The sequence below is a fragment of the Jeongeupia chitinilytica genome (assembly GCF_014652315.1).
Lineage (GTDB): Bacteria > Pseudomonadota > Gammaproteobacteria > Burkholderiales > Chitinibacteraceae > Jeongeupia > Jeongeupia chitinilytica.
In genome coordinates this window covers 1-13,868 of the sequence record NZ_BMYO01000015.1, presented here as the reverse complement: position 1 = coordinate 13,868, position 13,868 = coordinate 1, and the positions used below count along the sequence as shown (strand labels likewise).

The 13,868-nt window shown below is 55.8% G+C and carries 12 protein-coding genes; 2 read left to right on the top strand and 10 right to left on the bottom strand.

What is annotated here, in order from left to right:
- The 7 genes from IE097_RS19050 to IE097_RS19020 form a co-directional block, all read right to left on the bottom strand.
- Positions 1–1,443: hypothetical protein (locus IE097_RS19050; protein WP_189462478.1), on the bottom strand; the 1,443-nt coding region annotated here is incomplete at its 3' end.
- A gap of 87 nt (positions 1,444–1,530) precedes the next feature.
- Complete coding sequence (locus tag IE097_RS19045) at positions 1,531–2,745, bottom strand: EAL domain-containing response regulator (protein ID WP_189462477.1); 1,215 nt, start codon at positions 2,743–2,745, stop codon at positions 1,531–1,533.
- Between the two features lie 411 nt (positions 2,746–3,156).
- Complete coding sequence (locus tag IE097_RS19040) at positions 3,157–3,678, bottom strand: fimbrial protein (RefSeq protein ID WP_189462476.1); 522 nt, start codon at positions 3,676–3,678, stop codon at positions 3,157–3,159.
- A gap of 83 nt (positions 3,679–3,761) precedes the next feature.
- Positions 3,762–4,868 (bottom strand): fimbrial protein, encoded by a 1,107-nt coding sequence (locus IE097_RS19035; RefSeq protein WP_189462475.1) that lies wholly within the window; start codon positions 4,866–4,868, stop codon positions 3,762–3,764.
- Positions 4,869–4,896: 28 nt separating this feature from the next.
- On the bottom strand, positions 4,897–7,494 hold the full coding sequence (locus IE097_RS19030; RefSeq protein ID WP_189462474.1) for a fimbria/pilus outer membrane usher protein: 2,598 nt from the start codon (positions 7,492–7,494) through the stop codon (positions 4,897–4,899).
- Positions 7,495–7,705: 211 nt separating this feature from the next.
- Positions 7,706–8,494 carry a fimbria/pilus periplasmic chaperone gene (locus tag IE097_RS19025; protein ID WP_229797670.1) on the bottom strand — a complete coding sequence of 263 codons (789 nt, stop codon included), beginning with the start codon at positions 8,492–8,494 and terminating at the stop codon, positions 7,706–7,708.
- 131 nt (positions 8,495–8,625) lie between these two features.
- Positions 8,626–9,162: a fimbrial protein gene (locus IE097_RS19020; protein ID WP_189462473.1), complete on the bottom strand. Its 537-nt coding sequence runs from the start codon at positions 9,160–9,162 to the stop codon at positions 8,626–8,628.
- Positions 9,163–11,266: 2,104 nt separating this feature from the next.
- Here IE097_RS19020 and IE097_RS19015 point away from each other — a divergent pair.
- Positions 11,267–11,680, top strand: a complete 414-nt coding sequence (locus IE097_RS19015) for an Arm DNA-binding domain-containing protein (protein WP_189462472.1) — start codon at positions 11,267–11,269, stop codon at positions 11,678–11,680.
- A 197-nt stretch (positions 11,681–11,877) separates the two neighbouring features.
- Entirely contained in the window at positions 11,878–12,063 is a 186-nt protein-coding gene (locus tag IE097_RS19010) for a ribbon-helix-helix protein (RefSeq protein ID WP_189462471.1), read from the top strand.
- Positions 12,064–12,074: 11 nt separating this feature from the next.
- Here IE097_RS19010 and IE097_RS19005 read toward each other — a convergent pair whose 3' ends face one another.
- From IE097_RS19005 to IE097_RS18995, 3 genes are all read right to left on the bottom strand, one after another.
- The gene (locus IE097_RS19005; RefSeq protein ID WP_189462470.1) at positions 12,075–12,908 is read right to left on the bottom strand and encodes a spermine/spermidine synthase domain-containing protein; all 834 of its coding nucleotides are present in this window, start codon (positions 12,906–12,908) and stop codon (positions 12,075–12,077) included.
- A gap of 8 nt (positions 12,909–12,916) precedes the next feature.
- Positions 12,917–13,099 carry a hypothetical protein gene (locus tag IE097_RS19000; RefSeq protein WP_189462469.1) on the bottom strand — a complete coding sequence of 61 codons (183 nt, stop codon included), beginning with the start codon at positions 13,097–13,099 and terminating at the stop codon, positions 12,917–12,919.
- A 145-nt stretch (positions 13,100–13,244) separates the two neighbouring features.
- A partial coding sequence (locus tag IE097_RS18995) for an STAS domain-containing protein (RefSeq protein WP_189462468.1) occupies positions 13,245–13,868 on the bottom strand: 624 nt, incomplete at its 5' end.

Here is a 13,868-nt window from a genome sequence, read left to right as displayed (position 1 = left end):
GAATGCCGACTTGGCCTTGTTGGCGGCATCGGCGGCGCTTTTGGCGCTGGCCAGTGCCAGCTCGGCGTTCTTGCGGTCGCTGTCGTCGCTGAACACGCAGAACAGGACCGGTTGATCGTTGTATTGCAGTTCCGCCAGCGCAAAGTGAATGTGGTGTGGTGTCGCGTCAACGATCGCCTCAACGGTCACATCACCGCGAAACGGAATGCCGTTTTCCGGAACGGGAACATTCAGAAAGTACGCATCCAGGCCTCGACGGTGACCGCCGACACACAACCCCAATTCCAGCAGCAGCCTGGCGCGCTCATTGCGAATCAATAGTTCACCGTCGGCACGACGGAACACGCAGATGCCGACAGGCGCCAGCTCCAGCATCGCGCGATTGAACGCCTCTCGCTCGAGCAGATGTGCCTCCCGTTCTTTTGCCGGGAGGAAAACCGCATGCCGGAGGTGCCGGACTGCTATGTAAGCAAGTACTGCGGCAATTGCACACAGCCCCAAGCCGAACAGCAGCGCATAGCGAATCTGCCACAGAATGTCGACAAAACTGGCGTAGTAAACGATCCACCGCTGCTTGCCGCCAATTTCCTTTTTCAAGGCAATCTTGAATACGGGCATGCTGTAGACCGAGAATCCCTCATCGGCCTTGACCAGTTTTTTCAGAAAGAGCGTATCCGTCTGCGTGCTCCAGCGCTTCTCCGCTTTTCCCCTTACCACCTGACCATGTTGATCAAGTACAAGATACTTGATACCAAGTTCAGGCACCGCTTCGATCTGCGAGGTAATCGAGGCAACAATCTGTTTTTGCGGCAAGCTGATGCCCAGCCAGGCATCGGGCATGATTCGTGGCGCGATCTGTTCGAAAAGATAAACCCTTTTCTGATCACCATGGCCGGCCATCAACAGAATGGCTTCCGGCCCAGCACCACTACTCGAATGAAGCTGCTTGGCCTTTTCCCTCAGCCGGTGCAAATACTCGTCATTGTCCGAGGATGACTTCAGCACGTATCGGGCGATACCGGTACGTATGTCCAGATAAATCAGATCCGAACCGGATTGCTGCATATCCTGCTGAAGCTGTTCCGACAAATTCAGGATGCCGACCATCCCCCCCAGTGCATGCTCTGATTCGAACGAAAATACCTTGCCCCCTTCTCGCTCGATATGGGGCTCAGTGACCCTGGAAAATTCTGCAGCTTTGATAATGCCGGCAAGCCCGAATTCGTTCTGCTCGTAGAAATCGCGACTTTGTGTATAGCCGTTATTGAAGACTTTGCGATACCCAGATACCTCATCCATCAGCGATGCATAGCAAAACATCGTCATGGCGCCAAGCACGCCAAGTACAAAAGCAGTTGCCAGACAGCAAATCAGCCTGTACGCAAACTCTGGATGCAAAACCCAGCGGTTCAGCCCGGAAATGGGAGAAATGAATATAGCCATGACAACAAAATATGCGTCAGAGCCAAGACGGAGAATGGGAGGATTCTGATAGCCGCGACCGATCGCGGTGGTATTATTTCCCCTGCATTAATTCCGGCCAAGCAACAGCTTTTCGAACATCGGCTCGGCCATTGGCCGGCTGAATAGATAGCCCTGTACCGTGCTGCAGCCCTGATGCTGCAGCAGCGCCAGATCCCGCGGGTCTTCGACCCCCTCCGCCACCACTTTGATGTCCAGACGCTTGGCCAACGCTATGCTGCTCTCCAGCGCAGCCCGGGCGACGGGGTTCTTGTGCGCACCATGCACGAACGCACGATCGAGCTTGATTTCATCAAAAGGTACGGACATCAGGTTGAACAGGGACGAATAACCGGTACCAAAATCGTCGATCGACAGCTTGAAGCCCTTGAGTTTGAGCCGGGCAGCACCGGCAAGGTAATCACTGAACTGATCGGCAACCGTCGTTTCGGTCAGTTCCAGCATCAGGGCCCCTGGATCGCCGCCGCAGCTCTCGACGATATTGAGCAGGCGATCCGGCAATGACTCTTCGGCGAGCAGGCAGACAGGCAGATTGAACGATATCGTCAGATTCCGGCCGGCTTTGCGCCACTCCGCCTGCGCCCTCAATGCCTTTTCCAGCAGAATCGAATTCAGATGGTTGATCCAGTTCGATTCGATGATCGTGTCGAGGAAAACAGATGGCGGCAGCACGCCCCGACGTGGATGGTTCCAGCGCGCCAGCACTTCAACACCGACGATTCTGGCTGTAGCGATGTCGTGCTGCGGCTGATACCACGCGGTGAACTGCTTGCGGATCAGACCTTCAAGCACATCCACCGCGTCTGCCGCAACAGCATTGTCGATCGGCAACGCCCGCCCCGACATGAGACGCAGATCATCGAAACACCGCACCGCCGCCTTGATATCGTCGATCACCATGGGTTTGGCATGCGAGGCAACACGTTCGAATCCCAGCGACTTCGCCAGACGCTCGACGAGTTGCAGCAGCGAATCGGGCTGGGATGACAGAATGAAAAGATCGGGCCGGTCACGCAGTTGCGCCAGATGCTTGACGAAGACAATGCCATCCATTCCGGGCATGGCCAGATCACAGATCACCAAGTCATACCGTTTCTGCTGCAGCATGGCCAGCGCCTCGATGCCATTTTTGGCGCAATCGACCTGGCTGACGATATCGGAACGCAATTGCTGTGCCATGTATTCCTGCTGGAATGCATGATCCTCAACCAGCAGGATGGACCGAGGTAGCGGTTGTACCTGCTTGTTTGCTTTCAGTTCCATATACTTTGCCCCGTAAAATCCCGCCGGATATCCGACATGCAGTCTCCAGACTCAAAGTCCGAAGTCCATCTCAACAACGAATCGATACGATTGGGGGCACAAGCTTCTGAATCGCCCACGAGCAGAACAACGTCATTCAGCCATACCTGCGATGTCAACCAGAGCCATCCATTCGTCCGCAGGCCAGCATACTCGCGGACGATCAACGGGCCATTGAGACCAGTCTCAAAATCACAAGACTAGTAATGCTTTGACATCCCCTGACCTTCGTCGATCAACCTGCTTCAGGTCTGAGTCTTCGGACAGGCAGCAGCAAAATTCTGGCGTTTTTAAGCTGAATCAGGATCAGTAGAAACTGAAATCACAAAAGAGTATTTTGCGCAAAAAATTACAACCACATCTCAGACTGAATCAGTTGTAAGTAAAATTGACCGTTGCTACTGCCGCTACCGCCCCAGCGGTCATGGCGCCAAGCCGGTAGTACTGCGCCACCATTGGGATAGTCATCGCATTGGTCGCATCAACCGTACCCAAGGCTGTGAGCGCGCCTAAAGTAACGGCAGTGCCTGTCGTAGCTCCTGCTGCCGATGCCTTCAGAAGCTGGATCCCCACCTGTGCCGCCGGGCCGGTATTGGCCAATACGCCGGTACCGCTGGCAGCAGGCGAACCACTTACCGTCATGCTGACGTTTGTACTAGGGGCGCAGCTGGTCAGACTGATGTTGAAGGCAGTGGCTTGCTGGGTGGAGCCCACTGCAGCGAAGTCAGCCACTTTGGCTTGTGGAATCGTAATAGTTTGATTCACAGAGCCGCTGGCTACTGTACAGGTCGGCACAATGATGTTCCCGGTGAAATTCAGCGTGGCATCCGCTGCAAATACAGCGCCGGTGATGCAGGAGGCCATGGTGGCCAGTACAACGTTGATGTGTCGCATAGCGATGTTTCTTCCAAGTTTTCTGGTTGATGGGCAGATGCCGTATGTGCGTGGCCGCCTTGAGCAGAGCCTGATTGCTGAAATCACTGAAATGTCGCGGTAACGGTCATCGTGGTATTGGCCGCCCCCGGCGTGACCGTCGTACCGCTGCGGTAATAGCGCGCCTGCAGATTGATGGTGTAATTGCCCGCGCCGCTGAAAGGCGACATCGTGTAATTGGTACCCAAGTTGAGCACCGACCCGCCACTGGTCAGCAACTGCACGCCATACCCGGTAGCGCCTGAACCATCCAGTTTGGCGACATTGGTGGCTACCGTTCCATAGCTTGGGTCGATGCGGTACTGAACGGTGGCTATACCGGCAGGGCAAGCCAGCGAAATGGGCACCGCAACTGCCGGAGTGGTGACATCCCCCACCGCTGCCATTTCTGTGGATTTATGGGTACCCAGATTGATGGTGGGAGCACTCATCGAGCACGACTGTACGGAAATAGATACAGGGCTGAAGCTGTATGTATTCGAGTTGGCGGTATATACCGTCTGAACGCCGCCGGACACAATTTGCGGGGCAGCCTGTGCAAACGTCGCCCCAGATAACGACCCGGATGTAATGGCTGCTGTTTTCACCAAGGCGATCTGATACTGGAGCCCTTCGTTAGTCGACCATGGTCCTCCACCACAAACGGGAATCGTGCCATACCATCCAGCTGTTCCCATTCCCGACGCGGATATATCACCTTGATAGAAACTCCCGCACCCTGTGCTATTCGAAAAACCAATTATAATTCCAACACCCGGATAAGATGTCTGAAAAACGGAATATGTCTTCCCCCCATATGTTACCGTTTGTGATGCCGTAGGTAACAGGACCTTTCCCGCAGGACTGGAGGCACCACTGGTTGTCCAGCTGCAATTCCATTGAGTGGTATTGAACGTGGAATATGACCAACCGGTCAATACAGTTCCTACAATTGCGTCTCGAGGTACGCTTACTGAAGAAGGCAAGGTGATGGTTTGTGCTCCACCAGTCCCTGTGCAGTTATTTGCCGCAAAAGCGACACCCGCAAAGCCTAGCCAAGCGCATACCATCACTACCGCAGCGGCACAAAGCCTTGACCAGTGAACGCTTTTTTTTAAGAAGTTCATTTTCAGAAATCCTAATCCGTATTCATATTGCAGGACCGAAAACATCCATCATTCTCATGGACCACACGCTCCTTTATCGACATTCCCCTTGCGCAAGGACGGGCAATGCCGATTTACGCCCTTCAGCCTCGGGAATCTTGTATTGCAGTTGGCAGGATTGATCGGCCTTGTTGCCCCACTTCACGGTCAGCTCACCAGAATTATCCTTGGCACCGTAAACAATCAACCTTCCACCTTGAGCAACATTGCCAACAACCTTGCCGCTGGCATCAATGACGTCCGCTCCGAACGGCAATGGCTCTCCATTCGTACGCTTGATACGCAGCATTGTCGGTTTGCCCTTGTTTTCCGTATCAAATTTGACTCGAACAACGGCGCCTGCCGTTGGCGAAAAATGCTGTTCCGTCGTGGAAAGCTGCACGCCCGCAGGCAGGCCCTTGGTATCGATTTCCACGCTATTCAGCGAATAGGGATTCATCCCTGCAATAACGGCATGACCGAATGGGTCAAGACGGATACCCGGCTGCGAAGCGATGCGTGCGCCGGCCGCATCTTTTGCCTCAATGACCGCAAAGGAGTCGCCCGTACTCGGCGTAAGTGCAAGTCCCCCCGGCCAGGCCACCACGCTGCCGGACAATCCGCCGCCGGCCTGCGTATAGCCGTTGCCCTGACCGGCATTCACGCGCACCTGCGTAAACGGACTCAGATACCCGGCATTGGCGCTGATGTTGTTGCTGCCGGCGCCATTGGCTTCGGTGCGCGCTGCCGTCACGCCATAGTTGAACTGGTTATCCTCGCCAAGGGTGCCGGTCACGCTTTCCTGATACTGGCTGCTACCGTCGCGTGTATCGTGCGTATAGCTGGTCATCGATGTCGGAGCATGCGCATCCATACCCAGCGGAATGCTTAGATTGAGCATGAAACGGTTGCTCCAGCGTGACTGGTCGACATCATATTCACGTGACACGGACAGTCCGAGACCGACCCGACCCATGCTCGCGTTGTAACCGAACTGGAACTGGGTATCGCTACTGCGCTTGTTCCAGTAGTTCTGCGTATATCCGGACAGGTACACCGAACCCCATTGGTTGAGTGACTGGTTCAGCGTGAGCTGCAACCGCCCTTTCTGGACACCGGGCATGGCAAACGCCAGATTCTGGCGATCCAGATCACGCAGACTCATGGCATCCGTGAAACTCAGGAATCCGGCTGTGGAGTAACGGTACGCAGCCAGCGTCAGATTGGTATTGGTCGGCGCGATCAGGTGCGAATAGGATGCCCGGATACTTTGACCATATCGGTCCGGCTGGTTTTCGAAGCGCGAGACAGTCTCGGTCACATCCAGACCGAACGCACCGAATTGCGTATTCAGCGCCGCGCCCACGGCGGCGGACATATAACCTTCAGCGACAATCGCGCCGGCATAACCCGTAAGCAGGTTGTTGAAGCCATGCTGGGCACTTGCCTCGAACACAAGCGGTGAAGTCGTGAGACTGGAGTTGCGGTACACCCCTGCCGCCAGGTTGTATCGGGTACGCCCCGCTCGAAGCGCATTGACCGGTGAGGAGTACGGCACGGAAGAGATATGCTGACTTCCATCCGCCTCGGTCACCACAACCTGCAAATCACCACCGTAACCGGTTGCATACAGATCGCTGATCTCGAACGGGCCGGGCGAAACCGTCGTCTCGTAAATGATGTTGCCGTTTTGCTTGATCTGGACCTTGGCGTTGGAATTGGCCATGCCGCGAACCACCGGTGCATAGCCGCGCAGGGATTCCGGGTACATGCGGTCATCGGTACCCAACTGGATGCCACGCACCCCAAAGCTGTCGAACACGCTGCCGTCGGTAAACGAATCCCCCACCGTCAACTGGCTTTTGATCGGTTCGAAGCCGCGTTGCACATAGGCCTGGATGCTCTGCACGTCCGTATCGCCACCGGACGTATGGGTCACGTTGCCGTTCAGGCGGAGACGCCACGGGCCGGCATTCATGCCGGCGTTCAAACCCAGATAACTTTGCGTAGAGCTGTAGCCGGCACCGCCGGTGTGGAAGACATTGGCGTTGTATTGAAGGATGGCGGCCGGGACGCCATCGTCCCAGAATTTCGGGTCGACCCAGCCACGCGCATTGCGGCTCAACGCCACCTGCGGCAGGCTGACATCCAGGCGCTGCTCGCCCATATCGAACGTCGCCATCGAGGCGGCGACAAGATCGGGCAAGAGGACGCTGGTGCCAAAATCGGCCTGGTCAAGCTTCAGGCGAGCCTCTTCGGACAGACGCGTCATATCCACACCCATACGTTGCAGCAGGTCTTTGTTGAAGACCGGCTGCACATTATTCGTTCCCTTGCCAATTTCACGGAGCGCGACATTTACAACGCCGATCCATACGTCGTTGACATAAAGCGCTGCTCGGTAATCGCCAGGCAGCGCCAGATTGCCCTTATTGAACCGGCTGATATCAATTTTGCTGCCAAATCCCGGCAGGAAATCCTGATTGAACTCTACTGCAGCTATTTGCATAGATGCGGCCTGAGCCGAATCTGCTGCATGCACACAACCGACCGAGAATGCAGCGAGTAATGCGGCGTGGAGAGGATGCAAGACAAGTTTTTTTTGCTGCCTTTCTTCTGCCGAAACGGCCGGTTTTTTGGTGCGGATGCTCATATTGACACTCTGTTTTCAGGCAACACCCGTCCCACCCAAGCCGCAGAAATACTGCAGGTCAGGAGCAAGACTGCTGGGTATTGGAAAGGTGAACGATCAGTAGCAGGGAAGCCGCGTCATGCGCGCTTCAAACAGCACGGTTTCGGCGACTGGCTTCAGCGCAGCCTTGCCGCAGATACCTTCCTGCTGTCCGAGCTGATTCAGCTTTCATTTACTGGAGTGCGGCTTCATGCTTGATGGGACCACCGTAGTCATTCAGCGTTGTGAAATGAACTTTGGCGCCAGCGGCAACCGTACCGGAGAGCGGCAAGGATGCTTTTTCACCAGGCCCTACCATGATGCCCTCGTCGAATTTGGGGGCATTGCCCCCCTCACCCGCGACTGCCTCGATGATGGTGACGTGGTAGGGCGTAGGATTGCTGACCTGCAAGACGGACCTGCCTTTTTCAGTCTCCAAGTGCCAGCCCAGTTTGCCTGGTGCTTCATCAACGGAACCCGATAGTCCAGCAGGTCGAAAGAAGAATTTGATGCGGGAACGGAACGCCAGCTGCATATAGTTGGCACCTGCTTCTCCCGCCTCCGGCTTTGGCGGCACTTCCAGCACGTTGAACCAGAACAAGGATTCCTTACCCTGCGGCAACGCCTCCCCCGTATATGCAACCCGAATGGTTTGTGACTTGGTTGGATCAATGCGCGCCATCGGCGGTGTCAGCACAAACGGCAGATCCAGCTTGGACGGATCTGCTTGCGGATCGCCGCTATCCAGCCACACCTGAGTCAGCGCCGGTTTCTGCCCGTCATTGGAAAGCTTAATTGTCACCTCGCTTTCCTTTGCATTGTAAATCATGCGCGTACCGGCAATCACGACCGAGGCGTGAGCCGCAAGCGGAAATATTGCTCCAGCCATCAACGTAATGGAGGCCAGTGTACGAACTACAACATTTCGGATATTCATGGCATTCAACCGGTAACGTTCCAATACAACAATCACTCCGGACATTCAAATTTCGTCACTAGCAAACATTGCCAAGCGCTGCCATCAAATGATCCGTGAGGTAAAACATGGTTGGACATTTTCTTCCAACCCAGATCAGGCAACTGGATTAAATCCAGTTGCCGTTAATTACTTAATTACTGATACGACAGCGAGTAGGTGGTAGTCGTCGAAACCGTACCCGCAGTCGCGCCGCCAGCCGGCGAGTTGTACTGGGCGGCATACGGCAGATTGGCTGCGCCGCTATTGATCGCGACAATCTTGGAGTTTTGCGCTCCATCGGCCTTGCTCATGTCGATCGGCGACATGTCACCGTTCAGCAACTGAACTTCAACCAGGGTTGCGGTGCCGGTGGCGTTCTTCAGGTTGCCGTCGGCCAGCGTATTGGAACCGTATTCAAAGAACGTACGCACGTTACCGGTTGCCGGGGTGCAGTTGGTCAGGGCAATGTTGAAGCCCGTTGCGCCAGCAGTCGAACCGGCAGCGGCAAGAACCGAAGTAGCGACTTTCGGCAGCGTCACGGTGAAGTTGTTACCCTGACCATTGCCACTGATGGTGCAAGTCTGGGCGGTCAGTTCGCCATTGATCGTGATGGTACCGTCAGAAGCGTGGGCACCAATTGCAGCGAAGCCCAGCGCGGCTGCGAACATTGCGGAGATGGTAGAAAATTTCATTTCAACACCTTTTAAAAAACATATTTGACATCGGCAAATCGCCAACTCTTTACAACAGACTGCAATACAAACCTACTCAATTCAAAAACAAGATTGAACATGCCTTTGCAATCAACTCAACAACGTGGTTTCTCCAGTGCAAACATGACATAATTCGTTCAAGCGCCATATTTGAATTATTAATTTGACCACTCGAAACGCAGGTCATAATGGCGGGTTGTCAGGTCAAATCGAATCAGAAGTTTCTTAGAACGGCAAAAACAAGAACATTCTCAGAACGTGCAAGCTCGATTGAAAGTGAGCATCCGCATTGCTGCCATCTGCCGCACGCTTTCCCGAAGCAGAACTCATCAGTCTTCTGCGCGGTGCCGATGGCCGGCTAGCCGCTCAAGGAGCAGTGGCGTAGGCACGGACTGGCTGAACTAGCCATCGCCGCTGGCGCACCACGCATCACACGAAGCCATGGTCACCATCTTCAAAATCGGCGCCACAGAAGAAGTGATGCAAAACCGGTGCCCAACGGATCCTGCACTAGCCAGTGCATTCTTCGCGGGACAGTAATCGAGCCCCAAATCGGCGTTTGCATCGCCCGGACGAGTCCGAGCGCGCCGTGAGCCATCAGCCGAAAACAGGATGGAAACGGGTCAGAGGTAATGCCTCACCGAGGTGGTGCAACTTCATGGCAGTTAAGGCGCCTGCGTGATCTTTCTGGAGGCGCGCTTGAGCATCTGTGTGAGCAACCCATTCGGGTCGAAGTGCTCTACTGACCCGATGGCCTGTGCGTCCCGCCCCATACCCCGGACAACAGCAGGAACCTGACACCGATGACACTGGGTGACACGTCGGGTGTCACAACAAAACCCTATACAGATCAACGACCTGACACCCATGACACGGCTGACACCACGAAATCAACTACCCCCCCCGGGGAAACCGCGCTACGGGCTGGCGCGCAGGACACCCTTCGCGACGCGGAATTGACCTCAACCGAGTGGTCGTTTTGGCGGGAGATCACCGGGCAGGTGGCCGATCATCTGGGCTGCGATGATCAGGACCGATACTTCCTGTTGCGGCAACTGATCTCCCAAGGGGCATCGTTCAGGTCGACCCTACTAGCCATCGCGAGAACGCATGCACTCCCGGTGACGGCGGGCCTTCACGTCTGGAAGCTCGCATGCCCCGGCCACGCCATCCCGTGTGGTTACGCCTACCCACAGTAGCTTCATCGCCCTCTCCGCCGACCGCGCCGACGCCCGGCTCTACCGTCAGGCCACCGTCGCACTGTTCCCGGTGCCTTAAGGGTGCCGGGTCCTTCCGGTCGGGGTGGCCCTTACGGGTAACGTGGCCACGTAGGTCTGCAGACTTCCAGTTGCCGGACATTCCTTAACAGTTAACAGACTTAACAGGGCGACCTGATAGGTTCGGGCAATGGTCCTGCCATCCCCCCAGACAGGGGGGCGTCAAAAGGTTGGACTACCTCCCCCTAGACCGAGTAGTCAGACGTCTCAGAGACAAGCCTGAAAAAACATAGGGGAGGGTCTGAACAGGACCGGAGACCGAAAAAACGGCAAGTCGATGAAGTTTAAGTCCGGCGATCCGTCGATCGCGTCCTGTCGGCCCTGCCTGCCGCTGCCATGCGGTGACTCAACCGAGGGACCGGGGCGCATACCTGCGCAGTTTCGCAGCCCCCCTTCATCCGGGCACCCAAGCCAAACCCATTCATCATATGAATGTTGAATACGCCTTAGTCCCGTAGAGGTGTAACGGGTGTCACTGGCCAGCCCCTATTTGCCGGAGCAAAAAAGAGAGGATTTTCGTTTTTTTGATCGGAGTCCCCCCGTTACTCCCCCCGTTTTTTGTTATATCCATCACAACCCTTATAAATACTAGGTTCATGTATTACCGGATGGAGTAAGGTCCGACATCCTGCGAAGTCCACAGATGCCTCCCTAACACCCCAAACCCCGCGAACTCTCTGGAGCGCGGGGTTTTTTCATGTCCATTGACGTCCGCGAACTGCCATCCAAATCCAATGAATTCGCCCCCTATTCCGCCCCCAGCTCTGTGCTAGCCTAGGCAGAATCGAAAACAACAGGGAGCACTCATGGCACTAACCTACCTGCAATGCAGGAAAGCCAAGGCCATAGGCACTGAATACCAGATCGCGGATGGCCACGGCCTGTCACTAGTTGTACGCGCCAAAGGTACCAAAGCGTGGCGCTATGACTTCCGCCTTAAAGGCAAGAAGGGCAAGTACCTGTACGACAACTACCCGGAGAGCAGCCTAGAAGAAGCCCGCGCCATTCACGCTATTGCGCACAAGCTGATAGAACAGGGGCGCCACCCGTCCAAGCTCCTGGATCAAGCCCCGTCGCAAGCAATGGCACTGGAGAGCAAGCGGCTCGACGAAATCGAAGTCGCAGCGACGATCGCTGCAGCTGATAAAGCCAAGGCCCAACGCGTCACGTTCGATATTGCCGCAGCCCGGTCCAAGGCGGAATGGGTGGACCGCAACTAAAAAAAATCCGACAAAGGCTGGCTCCCTGTTCGCCTCCATCTGCTCCCAAGCCTCGGCATGGCGGCCTTAGAAGACTGGACTGACCCGGCTCCGGTAGCAACGGCACCTGCTTAGGTAGGCACGACAATTTCCATTTCCTGGATGGATGTGAACTGAATTATCATCCAATGATCATCATTGGATTGTGTCGCGCTGCCATGGAAGCCAAGACCGCCCGCTTGACGGTTCTGATCGACCCCGCCAAAAAAAAGGCATTTGAGGAGCTGTGTGAGACTCAGGATCTCACTCCTTCCCAAGTCGTCCGTCAGTTGATTCGGGACTACTTGTCCAAGCACAACGTCAGCTACGACTCCGTCTCCCGCGGCAATCCCAAGGTCAAGTAAGTCCACTGGACTCAGCGTCGTTTTACGACTCTCGCATTGATCTCGTTAGCCACAAAAATCTCCTCGGCATTGACGTAGCTACGGCGACTGGCGATCAGGCGTCGTGCATAGGACAGAAATCCGTACCCGGACTCCTGCTCAAGCGCTTCTGCATGCTGCAACAACCGGGTGTCAGCCGTTCCGAGCAGTGCCGCGTTACGACTGGCAAACGCAATGTAGTTCAAACCGTCCTCAGCCTTAATAACGATCACGTTGTTCCCGAAGGCCCGGCTCATCCGGTACACATGCGTCGGATTGCCGGCATCCATCGCCAGCAGGTTGAATACCGCGATACCTTCCGGAGCCAGAGCAGCTGCACAGTCATCATAAAACGACTGAGAACACAAAGCCGCCGGTAGCCCCTTGAGGTCAAAGCCGTCGACCAGCAACAGCTCTACCTGCTTGGCGCAGTTACGCATGTAGTACGCACCATTGCTGCAGCGCACGGTAAATCGAGGGCTCTCCTGCGGAACCAGGAAGTCGTCGCGCAATGCGATGACCGTCGGGTCGATCTCGCAGACTTCGATGGTTGCCAGCGGGAATGCACGATGACAGTACTTGGCCAGCGAACCGCCGCCTAATCCGATCATGGCAATGCGCTTGGGGCTGGCAACAAAAAAGCGGAACGCCAACATCGTCTTCGTATAGCCGAGTACCAGACGGTACGGATCATCTATCGCCATCTTGCTCTGAACGGCGGTCAGGTCGAAATGCAGGCTCTGGAAAGCACTGCCGCGCATGACGAATGCCTGCTTGTCATTGCCGGCTGCCAACAGCGCATCAAAGTTCATCGGAATATCGGACACGGAGAAACCTATTCGTCGCGACTGCGACGGTAGTACGAAATTGAAAACGGGCACCTGACTTCGATGTACTGCGGGAGATAGCCCAGCGCGCCATGCAGGATGTCCGAGCCGAAGCGCTCGATTCTGCCCCGCGTCGACTCGACCAGTATCTCGATGCCGTCGCTACTTTCGCAGACCAGGCGGCAGCTCACCTCGGATGCCTCTGCCAGCTGAAACAACCCGATTCGCCAAGACCGGACCGAATGCGGACCGACAATACGCAGCATCTCGAGTGTGACTGCAGGCGGATGCGTTACCGGCATCAGACAAACACCCGTTCAGTAGCGCCGGACACGTTCATTCGTCGTTCGAGTCCTTAGGCGCGCCGTCGAAATACTGCTTGCTGGTCGCAAGCCAAGCCTCGGCCACTTGGCTCAACTTCCTTCGCGCTGCGTTCTCCTCTGTATGTGCTGCACAGTCAGCCAGTGCCGCATCGAAGTGACGGAAGTAGTTGGCCATGCCAATGAGCGCAATCAAGCCGGCCTTTTCGAGCATGGCGTGCACACGGTCATTCGCACCGGAAATCACGACACGCACCCCCCGTCTTTGCAGGTCACTGACCACCTCCTCCAGTGTCTGCAGCCCGGTAATATCGATGTACGGCACCCAACGCAAACGGATGATCAACACACGTGGATCGGTATGCGTGCTGGCCAGCGCCCGCTCGAAATTCTCCACTGCGCCAAAGAAGAACGGCCCTTCGACGGCATAGACAAGTACACCTGGCGGCAACGCACTCACCCCTTGGGCAGCAAGTTCGGACTGCAGCTCCAGGTCGGTACTGGCGCGGACCTCAACGCTAGCGGCCATCTTGCGCAGGAAATGCAGCGTCGCAAGGATCACGCCGATGTTCACTGCGACAACCAGGTCGGCGAACACCGTCAGACAGAACGTCACCAGCAGGATGGCGACATCAGCGCG